At 65.5% G+C, this 20,412-nt stretch carries 17 protein-coding genes, 3 pseudogenes and 1 riboswitch; of the genes and pseudogenes, 16 read left to right on the forward strand and 4 right to left on the reverse strand.

All coding sequences use genetic code 11. The features are described 5' to 3' along the window. From ACFE99_RS06640 to ACFE99_RS06665, 6 genes and pseudogenes are all read left to right on the forward strand, one after another. Window positions 1–177 (forward strand): annotated as a pseudogene (locus tag ACFE99_RS06640) (succinate dehydrogenase); the annotation flags it as partial. After that, window positions 174–1,928 carry a succinate dehydrogenase flavoprotein subunit gene (sdhA, locus tag ACFE99_RS06645; RefSeq protein ID WP_375483602.1) on the forward strand — a complete coding sequence of 585 codons (1,755 nt, stop codon included), beginning with the start codon at window positions 174–176 and terminating at the stop codon, window positions 1,926–1,928. The pseudogene ACFE99_RS06640 and the gene sdhA, both read left to right, overlap by 4 nt. Next, complete coding sequence (locus tag ACFE99_RS06650) at window positions 1,928–2,719, forward strand: succinate dehydrogenase iron-sulfur subunit (RefSeq protein WP_375483604.1); 792 nt, start codon at window positions 1,928–1,930, stop codon at window positions 2,717–2,719. Before sdhA ends, ACFE99_RS06650 begins: the two co-directional genes overlap by 1 nt. 54 nt (window positions 2,720–2,773) lie before the next feature. Next, window positions 2,774–3,391 (forward strand): TetR/AcrR family transcriptional regulator, encoded by a 618-nt coding sequence (locus tag ACFE99_RS06655; RefSeq protein WP_375483606.1) that lies wholly within the window; start codon window positions 2,774–2,776, stop codon window positions 3,389–3,391. Next, window positions 3,388–4,035 carry an enoyl-CoA hydratase-related protein gene (locus tag ACFE99_RS06660; RefSeq protein ID WP_375483608.1) on the forward strand — a complete coding sequence of 216 codons (648 nt, stop codon included), beginning with the start codon at window positions 3,388–3,390 and terminating at the stop codon, window positions 4,033–4,035. The genes ACFE99_RS06655 and ACFE99_RS06660 overlap by 4 nt, the downstream gene beginning before the upstream one ends. Beyond that, window positions 4,035–4,670: pseudogene (locus ACFE99_RS06665) on the forward strand (carboxymuconolactone decarboxylase family protein); the annotation flags it as partial. The gene ACFE99_RS06660 and the pseudogene ACFE99_RS06665, both read left to right, overlap by 1 nt. 54 nt (window positions 4,671–4,724) lie before the next feature. On the opposite strand, the gene ACFE99_RS06670 reads toward ACFE99_RS06665, so the two are convergent. Beyond that, on the reverse strand, window positions 4,725–5,630 hold the full coding sequence (locus tag ACFE99_RS06670) for a sigma-70 family RNA polymerase sigma factor (RefSeq protein WP_375483610.1): 906 nt from the start codon (window positions 5,628–5,630) through the stop codon (window positions 4,725–4,727). Between the two features lie 24 nt (window positions 5,631–5,654). Between ACFE99_RS06670 and ACFE99_RS06675 the strand changes: the two genes are divergently transcribed. From ACFE99_RS06675 to nagA, 8 genes and pseudogenes are all read left to right on the forward strand, one after another. Next, window positions 5,655–7,001, forward strand: a complete 1,347-nt coding sequence (locus tag ACFE99_RS06675) for an aspartate aminotransferase family protein (RefSeq protein ID WP_375483612.1) — start codon at window positions 5,655–5,657, stop codon at window positions 6,999–7,001. 80 nt (window positions 7,002–7,081) lie between these two features. Then, window positions 7,082–8,314, forward strand: a complete 1,233-nt coding sequence (locus tag ACFE99_RS06680; RefSeq protein WP_375483614.1) for a D-alanyl-D-alanine carboxypeptidase family protein — start codon at window positions 7,082–7,084, stop codon at window positions 8,312–8,314. A gap of 181 nt (window positions 8,315–8,495) precedes the next feature. Further along, on the forward strand, window positions 8,496–9,230 hold the full coding sequence (locus tag ACFE99_RS06685; RefSeq protein WP_375483616.1) for an SDR family NAD(P)-dependent oxidoreductase: 735 nt from the start codon (window positions 8,496–8,498) through the stop codon (window positions 9,228–9,230). A gap of 32 nt (window positions 9,231–9,262) precedes the next feature. Next, window positions 9,263–10,009 carry an SDR family NAD(P)-dependent oxidoreductase gene (locus tag ACFE99_RS06690; RefSeq protein ID WP_375483618.1) on the forward strand — a complete coding sequence of 249 codons (747 nt, stop codon included), beginning with the start codon at window positions 9,263–9,265 and terminating at the stop codon, window positions 10,007–10,009. A 39-nt stretch (window positions 10,010–10,048) separates the two neighbouring features. Then, a pseudogene (locus ACFE99_RS06695) lies at window positions 10,049–10,791 on the forward strand (DUF899 domain-containing protein). A gap of 45 nt (window positions 10,792–10,836) precedes the next feature. Continuing rightward, window positions 10,837–12,444 carry an RNA polymerase subunit sigma-70 gene (locus tag ACFE99_RS06700; protein WP_375483621.1) on the forward strand — a complete coding sequence of 536 codons (1,608 nt, stop codon included), beginning with the start codon at window positions 10,837–10,839 and terminating at the stop codon, window positions 12,442–12,444. Between the two features lie 30 nt (window positions 12,445–12,474). Continuing rightward, the gene (locus ACFE99_RS06705; RefSeq protein ID WP_375483623.1) at window positions 12,475–12,813 is read left to right on the forward strand and encodes a hypothetical protein; all 339 of its coding nucleotides are present in this window, start codon (window positions 12,475–12,477) and stop codon (window positions 12,811–12,813) included. Window positions 12,814–12,828: 15 nt separating this feature from the next. Further along, a complete protein-coding gene (nagA, locus tag ACFE99_RS06710) occupies window positions 12,829–14,004 on the forward strand; it encodes an N-acetylglucosamine-6-phosphate deacetylase (RefSeq protein WP_375483625.1) in 1,176 nt (391 codons plus the stop codon). A gap of 328 nt (window positions 14,005–14,332) precedes the next feature. On the opposite strand, the gene yhjD is transcribed toward nagA, so the two are convergent. Together yhjD and trpS are read right to left on the reverse strand one after the other, a co-directional pair. Next, window positions 14,333–15,361, reverse strand: a complete 1,029-nt coding sequence (gene yhjD / locus ACFE99_RS06715; RefSeq protein ID WP_375483627.1) for an inner membrane protein YhjD — start codon at window positions 15,359–15,361, stop codon at window positions 14,333–14,335. A gap of 5 nt (window positions 15,362–15,366) precedes the next feature. Further along, the gene (gene trpS, locus ACFE99_RS06720) at window positions 15,367–16,386 is read right to left on the reverse strand and encodes a tryptophan--tRNA ligase (RefSeq protein ID WP_375483629.1); all 1,020 of its coding nucleotides are present in this window, start codon (window positions 16,384–16,386) and stop codon (window positions 15,367–15,369) included. Between the two features lie 82 nt (window positions 16,387–16,468). Here trpS and ACFE99_RS06725 point away from each other — a divergent pair, with 82 nt between their 5' ends. Next, window positions 16,469–17,320, forward strand: a complete 852-nt coding sequence (locus ACFE99_RS06725; protein WP_375483631.1) for an alpha/beta fold hydrolase — start codon at window positions 16,469–16,471, stop codon at window positions 17,318–17,320. Here the strand turns inward: ACFE99_RS06725 and ACFE99_RS06730 are convergent. Further along, window positions 17,307–18,539, reverse strand: coding sequence for an NADP-dependent isocitrate dehydrogenase (locus ACFE99_RS06730; RefSeq protein WP_375483633.1), 1,233 nt, complete (start codon window positions 18,537–18,539; stop codon window positions 17,307–17,309). The genes ACFE99_RS06725 and ACFE99_RS06730 overlap by 14 nt on opposite strands. A 212-nt stretch (window positions 18,540–18,751) precedes the next feature. Continuing rightward, a riboswitch (SAM riboswitch) is annotated at window positions 18,752–18,870 on the forward strand. 182 nt (window positions 18,871–19,052) lie between these two features. Here ACFE99_RS06730 and ACFE99_RS06735 point away from each other — a divergent pair. Beyond that, on the forward strand, window positions 19,053–20,402 hold the full coding sequence (locus tag ACFE99_RS06735; protein WP_375483635.1) for a bifunctional o-acetylhomoserine/o-acetylserine sulfhydrylase: 1,350 nt from the start codon (window positions 19,053–19,055) through the stop codon (window positions 20,400–20,402). Window positions 20,403–20,412 lie beyond the last annotated feature (10 nt).

Here is a 20,412-nt window from a genome sequence, read left to right on the forward strand (position 1 = left end):
CTGCTGTTGTGGCTGGCACAACTGCACGGCGGCAACGGGCTGCGCACCATCATCGGCGACTACAGCCGCAAGGACTCCACTCGCTTCTGGCTCAACAGCCTGCTGGCGGTGTCGATGGTATTCACCCTGGTGCTGGGCACCTATGTCTTGCTGACCTTCGACCCGACCGTCTCATGATCCACCAGCATCGTTACGACGTGGTGATCGTCGGCGCCGGTGGCGCCGGCATGCGGGCCGCGGTCGAGGCCGCACCCCGCGTGCGCACCGCCGTGCTGACCAAGCTGTACCCCACCCGCAGCCACACCGGCGCCGCCCAGGGCGGGATGTGCGCGGCGCTGGCCAATGTCGAAGAAGATAACTGGGAATGGCACACCTTCGACACCGTCAAGGGCGGCGACTACCTGTGCGACCAAGACGCTGTGGAGATCATGTGCCGCGAGGCCATCGACGCGGTGCTCGACCTCGAGAAGATGGGGATGCCGTTCAACCGCACCCCCGAGGGCCGCATCGACCAGCGCCGCTTCGGCGGGCACACCCGTGACCACGGCAAGGCCCCGGTGCGCCGGTCCTGTTATGCGGCCGACCGCACCGGCCACATGATTCTGCAGACGCTGTACCAGAACTGCGTCAAGCACGATGTGCAGTTCTTCAACGAGTTCTATGTTCTCGACCTGGCGCTGACCCAGACGCGCGGCGGCCCCGTGGCCACCGGGGTGATCGCCTACGAACTGGCCACCGGCGACATCCACGTCTTCCACGCCAAGGCCGTCGTGATCGCAACCGGCGGGTCGGGCCGGATCTACAAGACCACCTCCAATGCGCATACCTTGACTGGCGACGGCATCGGGATTGTGTTTCGCAAGGGACTTCCGTTGGAGGACATGGAGTTTCACCAGTTCCATCCGACCGGCTTGGCCGGGCTGGGGATTCTGATCTCCGAAGCCGTTCGCGGCGAGGGTGGCCGGCTGCTCAACGGCGAGGGCGAGCGGTTCATGGAGCGCTACGCGCCGACGATCGTCGATTTGGCGCCGCGCGACATCGTGGCCCGCTCAATGGTGCGTGAAGTACTCGAGGGCCGCGGCGCCGGCCCGCACAAGGACTACGTCTACATCGACGTGCGCCACCTCGGCGCCGACGTACTGGCAGCCAAGCTGCCCGACATCACCGAATTCGCGCGCACCTATCTGGGGGTGGACCCGGTCAACGAGCTGGTGCCGGTCTACCCGACGTGCCACTACCTGATGGGCGGCATCCCTACGACGGTTACCGGGCAGGTGCTGCGGGACAACACCACAACGGTGCCGGGCCTGTATGCCGCGGGTGAATGCGCATGCGTGTCGGTGCACGGCGCCAACCGGCTGGGCACCAATTCGCTGTTGGATATCAACGTCTTTGGCCGCCGCGCCGGGATCGCCGCGGCCAATTACGCACGGGGTCACGACTTTGTCGAGTTGCCGCCGCAGCCGGAGGCGATGGTGGTCGGCTGGGTCGCCAACATCCTCTCCGAGCACGGCAACGAACGCGTGGCCGACATCCGCGGCGCCCTGCAGCAGACGATGGACAACAACGCCGCGGTATTCCGCACGGAGGAGACGCTCAAGCAGGCGCTGACCGACATCCATGCTTTGAAGGAGCGCTATTCCCGAATAGCCTTGCACGACAAGGGGAAACGCTTCAACAGTGATCTGCTGGAAGCCATCGAGCTCGGATTCCTGCTGGAACTGGCCGAGGTGACCGTGGTCGGCGCGTTGAACCGCAAGGAATCCCGCGGCGGGCATGCCCGCGAGGACTACCCCGGCCGCGACGACACCAACTACATGCGCCACACCATGGCCTACAAGCAAGGCAGCGATCTGCTGTCTGATATCCGGCTGGATTTCAAGCCCGTGGTGCAGACCCGCTACGAGCCCAAAGAACGGAAGTACTGATGGCTTTGACTGAGACCGGACAATCAGGCGACCCGCCACTGCCGCCGGTCCCCGAGGGCGCGGTGATGGTCATTGTCAAGATCGCCCGCTTCAACCCCGAAAACCCGAACCAGTACGTCGATTCGGGCGGCTGGCAGAGCTTCCGGGTGCCGTGCCTGCCCAGCGACCGGCTGCTGAACCTGCTGATCTACATCAAGAGCTACCTGGACGGCACGCTGACGTTTCGGCGCTCCTGTGCGCACGGGGTATGCGGCTCGGATGCGATGCGAATCAACGGGGTCAACCGGCTGGCCTGCAAGGTGCTGATGCGCGACCTGCTGCCGAAAAAACCGGGCAAGCAGCTGACCATCTCCGTCGAGCCGATCCGCGGGCTGCCGGTAGAAAAGGATCTCGTCGTCGACATGGAGCCGTTCTTCGAGGCCTACCGCGCGGTCAAGCCGTATCTCGTCACCAGCGGTAATCCACCAACGCGGGAACGCATCCAAAGCCAGGCCGACCGCGCCCGCTACGACGACACCACCAAATGCATCCTGTGCGCGGCGTGCACGACCAGCTGCCCGGTGTTTTGGCACGAGGGCAGCTACTTCGGCCCGGCGGCGATCGTCAACGCCCACCGCTTCATCTTCGACAGCCGCGACGAGGCCGCCGCCGAGCGCCTCGACATCCTCAACGACGCCGACGGGGTGTGGCGCTGCCGCACGACGTTCAACTGCACCGAGGCCTGCCCACGCGGCATCGAGGTGACCAAGGCGATCCAGGAGGTCAAGCGCGCGCTGATGTTCGCGCGCTAGCTATGCCGAGCCCGCCGACTATAACAGAGCGGATGCTCTGTTATAGTCGGCGACATGCCGCGCCCACGAGTCCACGACGTCGACCGGATGCTCGATGCCGCCGAATCGCTGGCGGCCGAGGCCGGAACCTCCGCGGTGACAATCCGCTCGGTTGCTGCAGCGGCCGGGGTGTCCAACGGCGCGATCTACCACACGTTCGGCTCCCGGGCCGAGTTGTTGGCCCGCACGTGGCTGCGTGCCGCGCGCCGGTTCCTTGCGACGCAACGGGCTCTGGTCGACGGGTCACTGAGCCCGCGTGACGCCGTGGTGGCCGCGGCGGAGGCGCCGGCCGTTTTCGCCGAGCAGTACCCGCAGTCGTCATCGGTGCTGTTGGCAATGCACCGTGAGGAGCTGATCGGCGAGGGTATTCGCCGCGAAGTGGCGAGCGAAGTGGCTGAAACGCAGGCCGAGCTCGTCGAGTTGATGGTCGGGCTGGCGACCGCCGTATGGGACCGTAAAGACGCCGCGGCGGTGGACGTGATCACCACCTGCATCGTCGACCTTCCGACGAGCATTCTGTTGCAGCGCAACAGGATTCACAGCCCGACTGCCGTCGAGCACCTGCGCGCAGCCGTGCTGGCGGTGCTCAACGTCGGACCATCTCCCGTAAAGCAAAAAAGGAGGCCAGGATGAACCTCGGCTATGACGGCAAGATCGCCGTGCTGGAGCTCGGCGACGACGAAAACCGGTTCTCGCCAGACTTTCTCGAGGAGTTCGAGGCCCACCTCGACGACGTGGTCGGCGGCGCACAAGGCCTCGTCACGACAGCCGGCGGCAAGTTCTACACCAACGGACTCGACCTGGACTGGTTGATGGCGCACGGCGATCAGACGCAGTGGTATGTCAACCGCGTGCAGGGATTGCTCGCCCGTGTGTTGACGCTGCCCGTACCGACTGCGGCGGCATTGCGCGGGCATGCGTTCGGCGCAGGCGCCATGCTGGCACTGGCGCACGACTTTCATGTCATGCGCGCCGACCGCGGCTTCTTTTGCTTCCCCGAAGTCGACATCCGCATCCCGTTCACGCCCGGGATGGCGGCGCTGATTCAGGCCAAGCTCACGCCGCAGGCCGCGGTGGCCTCGATGACGACGGGGCGCCGGTTCGGCGGCACGGACGCCGAGGCGATCGGCATCGTCGACGCCACCGCGCCGGAGGGCGCCGTCACGGCTGCGGCCGTCGAGATGCTCAAGGCGCTCGACGGCAAGGACCAAGGCACCCTGGGGGCAATCAAGAACACGATGTTCGGACACGTCGTCGCGGCTCTCACCCACGGCTGACCAGCTCGTCACACTTTCGTGGGCCGCCTCGTCTGAGGGGTATGACACAGAAAACTCGCATCGAACCATTGCCACCGAAGAAGGCCCGGCTGTGGGTCCGCGCCGCCTACCGCTACGCCAAGCGCCGATTCGGCGAGGTCCCCGAGCCGTTCACCGTCGTCGCCCACCATCCCGGGCTGCTGTTTGCCAATGCGGTCCACGAGACCGCGCTGGAGCGTGGATCGCGCAAGCTGCCGCCCAGTGTGCGTGAGCTGGCGGTGTTTTGGACCGCGCGCACGATCGGTTGTTCGTGGTGCGTGGACTTTGGGTCCATGCTGCAGCGCCTTGAGGGCCTTGATGTCGAACGGCTGAAGGACATCGACAACTACGCCACCTCACCGCGCTACACCGACGACGAGCGGGCCGCGATCGCCTACGCCGACGCGATGACCACCGACCCGCATTCGGTCACCGATGAGCAGGTCGCCGATTTGCGGGCTCGTTTCGGCGATGCCGGGGTGATCGAGCTGACGTACCAGATCGGCGTGGAGAACATGCGGGCGCGGATGTATTCGGCGCTGGGCATCACCGAGCAGGGCTTCAATTCCGGTGACGCGTGCCGGGTTCCGTGGGCGGACAAGGGCGCGAACCTGTAGCTGGCGTGCGAGGGTGCGAGTAGCGACCACGGTAGTTACAGGCTCGACGCACGCTCACCGACCTCGCAACGGTGAGCCGGTGAACTTATCCGGGTTCGCGATATCCCACAGGGCGCAGACCTTTCCGTCGCACACGGTGATCGCGAGGATACGCGGCAGCATCTCCCGATACCCGTCGCCGCCCGGAGCGCCTGCCGTGAAGACCCCCAATTCGCCGTTGACGCGGGCCGGCTGGTTCGCTGTGAAGAACGCTGGCCCGTAGCGTCGCGCCAGGCCGAAGACGAACCGGGCAACCTTGTCGGCGCCGTGAATGACCTGAACCGCCGTCGGCGCCTTGCCATTCGAATCGCCGCTGAACGTCACGTCCGGGTGCAGCAGCGACACCACCGCCTCCAAGTCACCGGCGGCCATGGCGGCCATCAGCCGCCCGACCACTTCGTCGTGGGTCGGATCGCGTTGCGGCGGCGGCTCGGTGGCCACGGCTCGCCTGGCCCGAGACGCCAGCTGACGGGCCGCGGTCTCCCGGGTGCCCAGCACATTCGCAACATCGGCGAATGGCACCCCGAACCCGTCGTGCAGCACGAACGCCACCCGTTGAGCGGGGCTGAGGCGCTCCAGCACGACCATCGCCGCGTAGCGAGCGTCCTCGTTGGCGACCACCGTCGACAGCGGATCGGCATCGTCGAAACCGGTCACTATCGGCTCTGGAAGCCATTGGCCCACATAGGTTTCCCGCCGGTGCACCGCCGACCGCAACCGGTCAAGGGCCAGCCGGCTTACCACTGTGGTCAGCCAGGCACGCAGGTCGCGGATGTCCGGGTTGTCGCTAGCGTTCCAGCGCAGCCACGCCTCCTGGACGATGTCTTCGGCGTCGGCCACCGTCCCGGTCAGCCGGTAGGCGACCGCCAGCAGATGCGGGCGTAACGCTTCGAACTCGTCCACCTGCTGAACCGAAGTCACGACCCGAGCGTAACGTTCGCGGGGATGACCTCGGACCTCTCTGCGAAGGCGAACCGTCACCTGTGGGGCCATTTCGCCCGGCACGGCGCGGGCATTACCCCACCCGTCATCACTCGCGGCGACGGCGTCACCATTTGGGACGACCGCGGCAAAAGCTACCTGGACGCCCTCTCGGCGCTGTTCGTCGTGCAGGTCGGGCATGGCCGCGAAGAACTGGCCGAGACCGCTGCGCGGCAGGCCCGCACACTTGCCTATTTTCCGCTGTGGTCGTATGCCACCCCGCCGGCCGTCGAGCTCGCCGAGCGTCTCGCGGGATACGCACCGGGCGATCTCAATCGGGTGTTTTTCACCAGCGGCGGTGGCGAGGCTGTGGAAACCGCGTGGAAGCTGGCCAAGCAGTACTTCAAGCTCACCGGGCAACCGGCCAAATACAAGGTGATTTCGCGGGCCGTCGCCTACCACGGCACCCCGCAGGGTGCGCTGGCGCTTACCGGTGTTCCCAAGTACCAGGCGCCCTTCGAGCCGTTGACGCCGGGTGCGGTGAAGGTGCCCAACACGAACTTCTACCGCGCACCCGAATCGATGCACACCGACGTCAAGGCCTTCGGCCGGTGGGCCGCCGACCGGATCGCCGAAGCCATCGAGTTCGAAGGGCCCGATACCGTTGCCGCGGTGTTCTTAGAGCCGGTGCAAAACGCCGGCGGCTGCATCCCGCCGCCGCCCGGCTACTTCGAACGGGTCCGCGAGATCTGCGACGACTACGACGTGCTGCTTGTCTCCGACGAAGTGATCTGCGCCTACGGGCGCATCGGCTCGATGTTCGCCTGTGACGACTTCGGTTACGTGCCCGACATGATCACCTGCGCGAAGGGCCTGACGTCGGGGTACTCGCCGATCGGCGCCATGATCGCCAGCGACCGGTTGTTCGAACCGTTCAACGACGGCACCACGATGTTTCCGCACGGCTACACGTTCGGCGGGCACCCGGTGTCGGCGGCGGTCGCGCTGGCCAACCTCGACATCTTCGAACGCGAGGGCCTCAACGACCGCGTCAAGCACAACGCTCCCACGCTGCGCGCCACGCTGGAAAAGCTTTACGACCTGCCGATCGTTGGCGACGTCCGCGGGGAGGGCTATTTCTACGCCATCGAACTAGTCAAAGACAAAACGAGTCGGCAAACCTTCACCGCCGACGAGCGACGACAGCTGTTGCCCCGAATGTCCTCGGCGTTCTTCGAAGCCGGGCTGTATTGCCGCATTGACGACCGCGGTGATCCGGCGATCCAGGTGGCGCCGCCGCTGGTCAGCGGCCAGGGCGAGTTCGACGAGATCGAAGCCATTTTGCGCAGCGTGTTGACCGAAGCGTTGTAACCATCCTCAGCCTGTCACTTAAGCAACACTAGCCACAGCTCCGCCCAATTCCGCCGCTGATCGCCTAGTCTGCTCAGACGATGGCCTTCGTACGATCCGCGTCATGCCTGGCAGCTGCGCTTTTTCTGGCGCCTACGGTGCTGGGCCTGCCCATCGCGGCCGCCGAGCCCAATGCCGGAGCGGCGGCTGGCACGGACACCTGCCGGTACAAGGTCTCTACCCCACCCGCGGTTGACTCCTCGGAGGTTCCCAGGGCCGGAGATCCGCCGGCGCCGCTGCCGGTGCCCAGCTCGCCGGTCGGGGGTAATGCGCTGGGCGGCTGCGGCGTCGTCACTGCGCCGGATACCCCGCCGGTCCCCGGCGACATCTCCGCCGAGGCCTGGCTCGTCACCGACCTCGACAGCGGCGCGGTGATCGCCGCCCGCGATCCGCATGGCCGCCACCGGCCAGCCAGCGTCATCAAAGTGCTGGTAGCCATGGCCTCGATCAACGAGCTCAACCTCAACAAGACCGTCGACGGTACTCCGGAGGACGCCGCCGCCGAGGGCACCAAAGTCGGCGTCGCGCCCGGCGGACGCTACACCGTCAACCAGTTGCTGCATGGGCTGCTGATGCATTCCGGCAACGACGCGGCGCACGCGCTGGCCGTGCAGCTCGGTGGTATGCAGACCGCGCTGGAGAAGATCAACGCGCTGGCGGGCAAACTCGGCGGGCGCGACACCCGCGTCGCCACACCTTCGGGGCTCGATGGGCCCGGAATGAGCACCTCGGCCTACGACATCGGCCTGTTCTACCGCTACGCCTGGCAGAACCCGACATTCGCCGACATCGTCGCGACCCGGACCTTCGACTTCCCGGGCCACGGCGATCACCCGGGCTACCAGCTGGAAAACGACAATCAGCTGCTCTACAACTATCCGGGCGCGCTGGGTGGCAAGACCGGCTACACCGACGACGCCGGCCAGACCTTCGTCGGTGCGGCCAACCGGGACGGGCGCCGGCTGGTGGCGGTTCTGCTGCACGGCACCCGCCAGCCGATCGCGCCGTGGCAGCAGGCAGCGCATCTGCTGGACTATGGCTTCGCCACCGCGCCGGGCACCCGGGTCGGCACGCTCATCGAGCCGGATCCCGCGCTGGTAGCACCGAAGCCCGATACCGCTAGCGACAACGCAGGTGCCGCCGCCCGGGCCGCGGGGATCACGCCGGCTTCCGATGCGATGCCGGTGCGGATTGGGGTGGCCATTATCGGATCCATCATCGTGTTCGCATTGATCATGGTGGCGCGGTCACTGAACCGCCGGCCGCAGCACTAGTCCTTCACTGCCACGTCGTGCCGTACCGCCGAAAGCGGGTGCGATGAGTTTGGCTGCCGAGCCGGGTCTAAATACATGACGCGATCGCAGCCCGAAAACACCTCCGATCGCGCTGGGCCGTCATGGGCCCATGTCCTCGCATCCCGCGGGGACTTTCTTCGTTTTGAGAGGGAGACAAATCGTGGCAACCATCGTGGGCAAGACGGTGCTCGTCACAGGCGCCGGCCGCGGAATCGGGCGGGCCCTGGCCGAGGAAGCGGCGCGCAGAGGTGCGACGCGCGTCTATGCCGGTATCCGCCGCCCGGCGGAATTCTCGGATCCGCGGATCGAGCCGTTGGCCGTGGATGTGACCGACCCGCAGCAGATTCAGCGCGCCGTGGCAAGAGTCGGCGATTTGGATGTGCTCATCAACAACGCCGGCGTAGCGCTCTATGACGACCTGAGCGATCGCTCGATGCTTGAACAGCACTTGGCGGTCAACTTTTTCGGCATCTATGACATGACCAAGGCCTTCCTGCCGCTGATCACTCGATCGCGGGGCGCGATCGTCAACAATTTGTCGGTCAATGCGTTGGCGCCGTTGCCGCTCATCCCGGCGTACTCGATCTCCAAGGCGGCTGCGTTCAACCTCACCCAGTCGCTGCGCGCGTTGTTGAGTCACCACGGTGTGCGGGTTCACGCGATCCTGACCGGTCCGACCGACACCGATATGACGCGCGGCCTCGACATACCGAAAGCAACGCCACAGTCTGTCGCGGCAGCCGTGTTCGACGGCTTGGAAGCCGACGAGGACATCTTCCCCGATCCGATTTCGCAATCCATTGCGTCGAGCTGGCGCACCGGCGCGGCCAAGGCCCTCGAGCGCCAATACGCCGAACTGCTCGCACCAGCAGCGCCCGTCGCCGCCGGCGACTAAGGCCCCAGGCCCGGAAAAGACACGAGGACAGCATGACCGACTTATCCGGCAAGACCGCCGTCGTCGTCGGCGCAAGCCGCGGACTGGGCCGCGGGATTGCGACCTCCCTGGCCGACGCCGGCGCAACTGTGATCACAATCTCCCGCAGCCCAACGACGTTTCCCAAACCGGCCCTCGGCGCCGGCACCATCGAACCCCTGATCGCCGATGCCGCTGACGCGTCGCTGCCAGGCAGCCTTCTGGACCGCTACGATCCGGAAATCCTCATTCTGGTGGCCGGGGCGAACCCGCTGATGCGTCCCCTGCAGCACCACACGTGGGAAACTTTCTCCGCGAACTGGAACACCGACGTGCGGATTGCGTTCCATTGGCTGCGCGAGGCATTGCTCAAACCGCTGCGGCCCGACAGCAGAGTGGTCGTAATCAGCAGCGGCGCAGCGCTGGCCGGATCACCGCTCAGCGGCGGGTATGCCGGCGCCAAGGCCACCCAGCGCTTCATCACCGGCTATGCACAAGACGAAGCGAATCGCGGTGATCTCGGCATCAGCTTCACCGCCCTGATGCCCCGCATCACACCGCTAACCGAACTCGGCCGCCCGGCCGTTCAGGCATACGCGGCGCGCAATGGCCAGTCCGAGGACGAATACGTCAAGCAGTTCGGCGAACCACTCAGCCCGGAGACAGCCGGTGCCGGCGTCGTCGAACTCGTGCGGACGGATGCCGCCGCAGTTGCGCCTGGCTATCTCCTGACCGGCACCGGGCTGCAGAAGCTCGCATGACGTTAAAACCGTTGAAACACAGGGAAGGCGACGATCATCATGAAGACACCCCCGATTGTGTCGGCACAGGAATGGGAGACCGCGCGTCAGCAATTGCTGGTAACGGAGAAGGAGGTATTCCGCGCCCGCGATGCGCTGGCTACCCAACGCCGTCGCATGCCGTGGCTGGCAGTAGACAAGGCCTACCAATTTGACGGACCCAACGGCAGGGCCAGCCTGCTGGACCTGTTCGACGGCCGCCGCCAGCTGATCGTCTACCGGGCGTTCTTCGAGCCGGGGTGGACGGCTGGCCCGAACACGCCTGTCGCGGCTGCTCGATGATCGCCGACCATGTCGGCCACCTTGCTCACCTGAACGCCCGCAACACCACCCTGGTATTCGCCTCCCGGGCGCCCCAGCCTGACATCGCGCGACTCAAGGCGCAGATGGGCTGGCAGATGCCGTGGTACACCATCACCGATGACTTCGACAAGGACTTCGGAGTGGACGAGTGGCACGGCACCAACGCGTTCATCCGCGACGGCGAACGGGTGTTCCGCACGTATTTCATCAATGGCCGCGGCGACGAGGTGCTCGGCAACACGTGGAGTTACCTGGACATGACCGCCCTGGGACGCCAAGAAGATTGGGAGGATTCGCCGGAAGGCTACCCACAGACCCCGCCATACGTGTGGTGGAACTGGCACGACGCCTACGGCGATGAGCCATCGCAGTGGTGGGAAGACCCGGAGCCGGGCAAGCGCGACCCCAACGACCCGCGGCCACGGCGCAGGGAAACCTGACAGCAGGCGAGGGAAACGCCCGATACCACATGGAGGGTGCGAGTAATGGCAGTCACTAGCGCCGATGATTTCGCCCAGCTCACCGAGCAGTATCGGCCTGAACTGCTGGCGTACTGCTACCGCATGCTCGGGTCCGTTGACCACTGCGAAGACCTGGTGCAGGACACCTACCTGCGCGCGTGGCGGTCGTATGAAGGGTTCGAGGGCCGTTCCTCGGTTCGATTGTGGCTCTACAAGATTGCGACGAACACTTATCTGACCGCGCTGCAGACGCGGAGACGTCGTCCTCTCCCTTCGGGACTCAACGCACCGGCCGGCAGTGGGGCAGAGACGCTCGCCGCACCAGCATCCGACATCCCATGGCTGCAACCCGCCCCGGACAACCTGCTCTACGGTGCCACCGACGATCCCGCCGTGGTCGCTTCCCACCGCAGCACCGTTCGCTTAGCGTTTGTCGCTGCACTGCAACACCTGTCGCCCCTCCAGCGCGCTGTTCTGGTGTTGCGCGACGTGCTGGGTTGGCAGGCCAGAGAAGTCGCCGAGATGCTAGACACCTCCACGGCCGCCGTGAACAGCGCACTGCAACGGGCCCGTTCGCAGTTGGAACAGGCCCGCCCGATCCTGGATGAGCTCGCCGAACCGACCGAACCCGCAGTGCGTGAGTTGCTCGACCGCTACATGGCGGCGTTCGAACACGCCGACATCGACGAACTGGCCGAGTTGCTCCGCGCCGATGTCGACCTCGAAATGCCGCCCATTCCAACGTGGTTCACCGGACGGGATGCGGTGTGCGGATTCTTGGCCAGGGTGGTGCTGCATACGCCGGATCAATGGCGGCTCACCTACACCCGGGCTAATGGCGCTCCCGCGTTTGCTATGTACAAGCGCGCGCCGGACGGGTCTTTTCGGGCCAGCGGCCTCGATGTGCTCTCGCTCGCCGACGGTCGCATTGCGCGCATCGTTGCGTTCAACGACCCAATGGTGGTCGCAGCGTTCGGCCTGCCCGACACGTTTCCCGAGTCGCCGGCTCACCACCTGCAGGGCATACATGAGGTGAGGACCGTGTCCGCCACCGATGAACTGTCTGTACTGGCCGAGGCGACCCGTTACCTCTTCCAGAGCCTGCTTTTGGTCCGCGACGGCCAGCTCTCGGCACCCACGCCCTGCCAGGACTGGGACCTGCGCGGTCTGTTGGACCATGTTCGTACCTCGTTAGAGGAAGTCGCCGACGTGCTCGCGGTGAGAGAGGTTGATAGCAGCGGCGGGTCCTACCCGAAGCCCGAAGCCGGCGTCGATCCGGTCGCCCGGCTGCGGACTGGGATCGTCGACCTGTTGCTCGCATCGACATCGCTACCGATCGCCGGCCGGTGGTGTGCGATCTGGGACCGATACCTTCCGGCCAACATCGTTGTCTATGTTGCAGCAATCGAAATGGTTTTGCATGCCTGGGACATCGCCCAAGCGTGCAGGGTCGAGCGCCCCATTCCCGCTGATCTTGCTTCGGCTCTGCTGGCAGTATCACCACCACTTGCCCATGCCGCCGTAGCGGGGCATTTGTTGGCCGAGCCGGTGGCAGTAACGGCCACCGCCACGGCAAGCGATCGGCTTCTTGCCCTTTTCGGTCGGCAATCGGCGCCGAGCGCGCCCCGATAAACCCCCAGCGTCCGCAGTAGGGTGGCTACCGTGAGTGGCGTGTTGTACGACGATGGTGGTCTCATGCTCGACGAACACGGGGTGACCATCCGGCGCTACTACTTTCCGTGGGCTGGCTCGAAACACATTGCATACCAGGCCATTCGGCGTGTCGATGCCCGGCCGATGAGTTGGCTGACCGGCAGAGGTCGTGGCTGGGGGACATCACGTCCGGGATATTGGTTTCCACTGGACATTCGGCGGGCGCGCAAGCGGACGCTCGTGGTATTCGACCTCGGTCGTCGGGTAAAGCCGTGTGTCACGCCGGACGAGCCGGCCCGGGTGATCCAGCTACAGTGCAGACGCGTGCGTGTCGGCGAGAATGGCTAGCCTGGCGGGGCGGCAGTGAGTCTGATCGCCGCGCGCACGATCGTTCTCGACGGCCGGATCTGCCGGCCCGCGTGGCTGACGGTTTCAGGTCGACGGATCAGCGATTGCGGCTGGGGTGCGCCGCCCCGGCCACCCGATGTCGATTTCCCGGAAGGAACTCTGGTTCCCGGCTTCGTCGATATGCATGTGCACGGGGGCGGCGGCGCCTGGTACACCGACGGACGCGGCCCGGACGTGGCCCGTGCCGCCAGCTTTCACCGCCGACATGGCACCACCACCACGCTGGCCAGCCTGGTCACCGCCTCACCTGATGACCTGCTGGCTGCGGTTCGTGGGCTCGCCGAGGCGACCCGGACAGGCGTCATCGCCGGCATCCACGTGGAAGGGCCGTGGCTGAGCCATGAGCGATGCGGGGCACACGATCCCGCGCTGCTGCGCAACCCCGACCTCGCCGAGATCGACGCATTGCTTGCCGTCGGCGACGGCGCGATCCGGATGGTGACGCTGGCACCGGAACTTCCCGGCAGCGCGGTCGCGATCAGCCGCTTCCTGGACGCAGGAACCGTTGTTGCCGTTGGTCATACCGATGCGACGTACGAGCAGACGCGCCAGGCCATCGCCGCTGGCGCGACGGTCGGCACGCACGTGTTCAATGCGATGCGCCCGCTGCACCACCGCGAGCCCGGCCCCGCGCTGGCCCTGCTGCGGGATCCGAAGGTGACGCTCGAGCTGATCGCCGACGGCCTACATGTCCATCCTGCTTTGGTGCATGCGGTGATCGAAGCCGCAGGAGCTGACCGGGTCGCGTTAGTCACCGATGCCACCGCTGCTGCCGGTCGTGCCGACGGCTCGTTTAGGTTGGGAACCCGGGAGATCGACGTCGTCTCGGGCGTGGCGCGCGTACACGGGACGTCGACGCTTGCCGGTAGTACCGCCGCGATGGACCGGCTCTTCCGTACTGTGGCGGGCCTGGCTTCCGATCCCGATGCGGGGCTCTCCGCCGCGGTGACGATGACGTCGACCACTCCGGCTCGTGTGCTCGGGCTCAACCATGTCGGCACTCTGCGCACCGGGCTGGACGCCAATCTCGTTGTGCTCAACCAGGGTTGGCAGGTCAGCGCAGTCATGGTCAACGGCGACTGGGTGCGCGATCAATCGGACAAGACCGCGGCGTGTGACCCGGCGAATTAACATTGGCAGCAGGCATGTTGACGTGCCCTCGACAAGGTTAGGCGCAGCGATGGCGATCAAGCCGCATTGTGTGGTGTGCGGTTTCGACAGCCATGCTGCGGGCGCCGTCCAATTCGCCGATTATGACCCCGACTGGCAGCCTCCGCCATATGTCGGCTGGTCGAACTCACTTGGTGTCACTGCGCCACCAGGTGTCGGACTGTTTTGCCGCCAGCACCTTAAACACGCGCGAAAGCTCCGTCGGCTCCCGGCCGCAGAAGCTCTCGAGATGATCCAGCGCGGCGGACGATTCAGCAGATTTCGCAGACTTTTCCGATAGCCCGGACGGTCACCTGGTTCTTCGGCGTGTAATCCGCGAAAGCCCGAGGGCGGCAACAGCTCCCACGGCCGCCGCGGTTAACCCCTGCCGCGCGCTCAAACCTTCGTCGACCTGCACCCGCGGAGTGATGACCGCCGGAGCGGGCGGTGACGCAAGCGCCGCCCGCACGTTCGCCGGTGACGTCGCTGCCCAGGCGGTGGCGAACAGAACCAGCCGCGCGGTGATGTAGGCGAATACCATCAAACCCAACACTGGACCGAATGCGGCACCTGCCGGGCTGCGCAACACCGACCGCAAGTAGATCGATCCGATCTGCTTGAAGACTTCGAACCCAATGGCCGCCAGCAGCCCGGCCCGCATCGAGGCGGCGAAGCTGACCGGCTCCCGCGGCAGCCGGGCGATCATCCAAGTGAACAGCAGCCACGACAGCAGCAATGACATCAACAGCGAAACGCTGCGCAAGATGATGTCGAGCGCAAGGGCGTAGTGCAGGCCCATCAAATTCAGCACTTTGGCCATCGGCGCAGCGTCCGCGAGTGCGGTCAACGCGATAGTGGCCGCGATCGCCGCGAACGCGGACAGCATCGCGACCAGATCGGACAACTTCGTGCGGACGAATCCGGGCGACCCGACACGCTCTGCCCATATCGCGCTAAGCGCCGTACGCAGATTGGCCATCCAGCTCAGACCCGCCCACGCTGACGTGGCCAGGCCGATCAGGCCGACCGACCCGCGCGATGAGATCGCCGAGTTCAACACCTTGATCAGCTGCTTGCCGAACTTGTCCGACACCGAACTCCTGATCCGGTCCTCGATCTCGGCCAACAATTCGGGCTGGCGGGCCAGCACGAATCCGGCGAGCGCGAAACCCACCATCAGCACCGGGAACAGCGAAAAGATCGTGTAATAGGTCAGGCCCGCGGCGAAGAAATTGCCCTTGCGGTCGTTGTACCGCGCGTTGGCGCGCATGACGTGGTCGAACCACCCGTACCGTGCTCGCACCCGCTCGAGGAGCCCTGGTTTGGCGGCTTCGCTCATGCTGTCTAGGGGCGTAGGGGGAGGAAGCCGAGCCGGTCATAGACTCGCTGGACCGTTTTGCCGGCAACATCCTGGGCTCGCGCCGCGCCGGCGGACAGCACCGCCTCCAATTCGCCTGCGTCGGCCATCAACTCCTCGACCCGGTCCCTGATGGGTGTCACGAATTCGATGACAGCCTCGGCGGTGTCCTTCTTCAGATCGCCGTAGCCGTGCCCCGCATAGCGCTCGACGAGCGTGTCGACGTCGACGTCGGTGACCGCGGACTGAATGGACAGCAGGTTCGACACTCCCGGTTTGGCGTCGGGATCGTAGCGGATCTCCCGTTCACTGTCGGTCACCGCTGAACGAATCTTCTTGGCCGACGACGCCGGATCGTCGAGCAAGTTGATCAATCCGGCGTCAGTGGCCGCCGACTTGCTCATCTTCGACAAGGGGTCCTGCAGGTCGTAGATCTTGGCGGTGACCTTCGGAATGAGCACCTCCGGTACGACGAAGGTGTCCGGGAACCGGCTGTTGAACCGCTGCGCGACGTCGCGCGCCAACTCGAGGTGTTGGCGCTGGTCCTCACCAACCGGAACCAGTTCGGTGTCGTAGGCCAAGACATCGGCGGCCTGCAGCACCGGGTAGGTGAACAAGCCGACCGTCGTCGACTCGGCGCCCTGACGCGTCGACTTGTCTTTGAACTGGGTCATCCGCGACGCCTGACCGAACCCCGTGAAACAGCCCAGCACCCAGGCCAGTTGGGTGTGGGCGGGTACGTGGCTTTGCACGAAGATCGTGCTGCGGTCAGGGTCGATACCCAACGCCAGGTACTGCGCGGCGGTGATCAGCGTGCGGCGCCGCAACACCTCCGGATCCTGGGGAACGGTGATCGCGTGCAGATCCACGACGCAGAAGAACGCGTCGTAGTCGTCCTGCAGCGCCACCCAGCGGGTGATCGCCCCCAGGGCGTTGCCGAGATGAAGCGAGTCGGAGGTGGGTTGCACGCCGGAGAAGACGCGACGGGTTGGGGTAGCGGTGCTCATGATGACTCGATCTTTTCACGCCCTCACCGGCCAGCCCTGCGCGCGCTTGCGATACCGCCGGTATCACCATAATGTCGCGAACATGACGACTCGCGACCCGATCCACCTGGGAACCGGAGCCGCCGGCTCACGAGAACCCGTCCTGCTGCTGCACCCATTCCTGATCTCGCAGCGCGTGTGGCAGACCGTGGCCCAGCAATTGGCCGACACCGGCCGCTACGAGGTTTTCGCGCCGACCATGGCCGGGCACAACGGCGGCCCGTACTCGGGCACCTGGTTCCTGAGTTCAGAAGTGCTGGCCGACCACGTCGAGCGCCAACTCGACGAGCTGGGCTGGAACACCGTCCACATCGTCGGCAACTCGCTGGGCGGCTGGGTGGCATTCGAACTGGAGAGCCGCGGCCGGGCACGCACCGTCACCGCGATCGCGCCCGCCGGTGGCTGGACCCGATGGAGCCCGGGCAAGTACCAGGTGATCGCCAAATTTGTCGGCGGAATGCCGCTATGGGCGGCGGCGCGCTGGCTCGGGCCGCGCGCACTGCGGCTGCCGTTCAGCCACCGACTGGCCACGTTGGCGATCAGCGGAACGCCGCAGGGGGTCAGCCAGAAGGAACTCGAAGGCATCATCGACGACGTGGCGCACTGCCCGGCGTACTTCCAGCTGCTGGTGAAAGCGCTGCTGATGCCTGGGCTGATGGATCTCGCGCAGACCGCTGTCCCCACGCACCTGGTGCTGTGTGAGAAGGATCGAATCTTTCCGCCACGCAGATACAGCCGGCATTTCGTCACCCACCTGCCGCCGGAAACCAAGGCGACCACGCTCGAGGGCCTCGGGCATATCCCGATGTTCGAGGCGCCGGGCCGGATCACCGAGGTCATCACCGACTTCCTCGACGAGTACAGCCCACCGCTGCGGGCAATCAGCTCGAGCTAAGCGCCTTCTCCAGGTTCTCGGCGATCGAACCGAGGAACTCCTCGCTGTTCTGCCACGGTTGATCGGGGCCGATGAGGATGGCCAGGTCCTTGGTCATTTGCCCGCCCTCGACCGTGGAGATCACCACCTCTTCGAGCTTCTGCGCGAAGTCAGTCACCTCGGCCGTGTCGTCCAGCTTGCCGCGGTGCTGCAGCCCGCGTGTCCAGGCGAAGATCGACGCGATCGGGTTGGTGGAGGTGGGCTTGCCTTGCTGGTACTGGCGGAAATGCCGGGTGACGGTGCCGTGGGCGGCTTCTGCCTCGACCGTCTTGCCGTCGGCGGTCATCAGCACTGAGGTCATCAGTCCCAGTGAGCCGTAGCCCTGTGCGACCGTGTCGGACTGCACGTCGCCGTCGTAGTTCTTGCAGGCCCATACGTAGCCGCCCTCCCATTTCAGGCAGGCGGCAACCATGTCGTCGATCAGCCGGTGCTCGTAGGTCAGGCCCGCGGCTTCGAATTGGTCTTTGAATTCCTCGTCGTAGATGCGCTGGAACTCGTCTTTGAACATGCCGTCGTAGGCCTTGAGGATGGTGTTCTTGGTCGACAGATACACCGGGTAGTTCTCTTGCAGCCCGTAGGCGAACGACGCCCGCGCGAAATCCTGGATGGATTTTTTGAAGTTGTACATCCCCATCACCACGCCGCCGTCGTCGGGAATTCGCACCATCTCGTGCACGATCGGCTCGCTGCCGTCCTCGGGAGTGAAGATCAGCGACACGGTGCCGGGCCGATCGACCTTGAAATTGGTTGCCCGGTACTGGTCACCGAACGCGTGACGGCCGATGACGATCGGCTTGGTCCAGCCCGGAACCAGCCGCGGCACATTCGAAATGATGATCGGCTCGCGGAAAATGGTGCCGCCCAGGATATTTCGGATGGTCCCGTTGGGCGACGACCACATGGTCTTGAGGTTGAATTCTTTGACGCGGGCCTCGTCGGGGGTGATCGTCGCGCACTTGACGCCAACGCCGTGCTTTTTGATGGCATAGGCCGCGTCGATCGTCACCTGGTCGTCGGTGGCGTCGCGATGCTCGATGCCCAGGTCGTAGTAGTCCAGATTGATGTCGAGGTGCGGGAAAATGAGCATGTCCTTAATGAGCTTCCAGATGACGCGGGTCATCTCGTCACCGTCGAGCTCTACTACCGTGCCTTCGACTTTGATCTTGGATCCGTTGGACATGTGAGTCCGACTCCTCCTACGCGATTGGGTAGCGCCTTGTGGGCACTGGTGGGTGGCCGCATAAGCCATAGCGATCAGCCGCTCGTCAGGCCAGACTACAAGGCCCGGTCGGGGCCGCTACCGGCCGTCATGCCGACTCACGGGTAGCTTGCCAGCCGGCTTTCGGGGGACACGGTGGCATGAAATCGGCGTAATGCGATAGGCTCCCTATCGGTCATGAGCGCCAGCGCCAAGCCCCGGCTTGCTGGCCGGCAACCCTCCAACCGCGGTGGGGTGCCCCGGGTGATGACCAGGTTGAGTAGCCATCACGGCTACGCGGCAAGCGCGGGTCCGCCATGACGGGCCCCCTGAGTAGACAGGGATACCTGATGCGTACCCATTTGGGCTGGCCCATCATGTGGCTCCCCAGGCCTCGGGGTCGCTAACCCATCGCCATCGGTTGACGTCATCAGTGATGGCGTCCCAGGCGACTGCGAGCACGACACCCATCCGACTCCAGCAGAAAGCAGCCACATGAGCGTCGACACCGACTCCGACCCCACCACTCACTGGTCGTTCGAGACCAAGCAGATCCATGTCGGGCAGCGGCCCGACTCAGTTACCAACGCCCGGGCGCTGCCCATCTACCAGACCACCTCCTACATCTTCGACGACACCGCGCACGCCGCGGCCCTGTTCGGCCTGGAGGTTCCCGGCAACATCTACACCCGGATCGGGAACCCGACCACCGAGGTCGTCGAACAGCGCATCGCCGCATTGGAAGGCGGAGCGGCCGCGCTGTTCCTGGCCTCAGGCCAAGCCGCAGAGACGTTCGCGATCCTGAACCTGGCCGGTGCAGGCGACCACATCGTGTCCAGCCCGCGGCTCTACGGCGGCACCTACAACCTGTTCCACTATTCGCTGGCCAAACTCGGCATCGACGTGAGCTTCGTCGAGGATGCCGACGACCTTGATTCCTGGCAGGCCGCGGTGCGGCCGAACACCAAGGCGTTCTTCGGCGAGACCATCTCCAACCCGCAGATCGATGTGCTGGACACTCCCGGGGTAGCCGGTGTGGCCCACGACAATGGTGTGCCCTTGATCGTCGACAACACCATTGCCACCCCGTATCTGATCCAGCCGATCGCGCAGGGTGCGGACATCGTCGTGCACTCGGCCACCAAATACCTTGGCGGGCATGGCGCCGCGATCGCCGGTGTGATCGTCGACGGCGGCACCTTCGACTGGACCGGTGGCCGCTTTCCCGGATTCACCACCCCCGATCCGAGTTACCACGGCGCGGTCTACGCCGAGCTGGGGCCATCGGCGTTTGCGACCAAAGCCCGGGTACAGCTGCTGCGCGACTACGGCTCCGCGGCCTCGCCGTTCAACGCGTTCCTGATCGCGCAGGGTTTGGAAACGCTGAGTCTGCGGATGGAACGCCACGTCGCCAATGCCCAGCGGGTCGCCGAATTTCTGGCCCGCCGCGACGAGGTGCGATCGGTCAACTATGCGGGCCTGCCGAGTTCACCGTGGTACGAGCGGGCAAAGAAGCTGGCGCCCAAGGGAACCGGCGCCGTGCTGGCATTCGAATTGGTCGGCGGCGTGGAGGCCGGCAAGGCGTTCGTCAACGCGCTGAAGCTGCACAGCCATGTCGCCAACATCGGCGATGTGCGGTCGCTGGTCATCCATCCGGCGTCCACAACCCACTCGCAGCTGACGCCCGAGGAGCAGCTGTCCACCGGTGTCAGCCCGGGGCTGGTGCGGTTGGCAGTGGGCATCGAGGGCATCGACGACATCCTGGCCGACCTGGAGGTCGGGTTCACCGCGGCTCGGGCGCACCGGGATTCCGCCGGCGATCCGCGAGCCGTGGCGGCGTTTTAAGGAGATCTTG

Origin of the sequence: uncultured Mycobacterium sp. (genome assembly GCF_964249325.1) — a bacterium.
In the GTDB taxonomy this organism is placed as follows: domain Bacteria; phylum Actinomycetota; class Actinomycetes; order Mycobacteriales; family Mycobacteriaceae; genus Mycobacterium.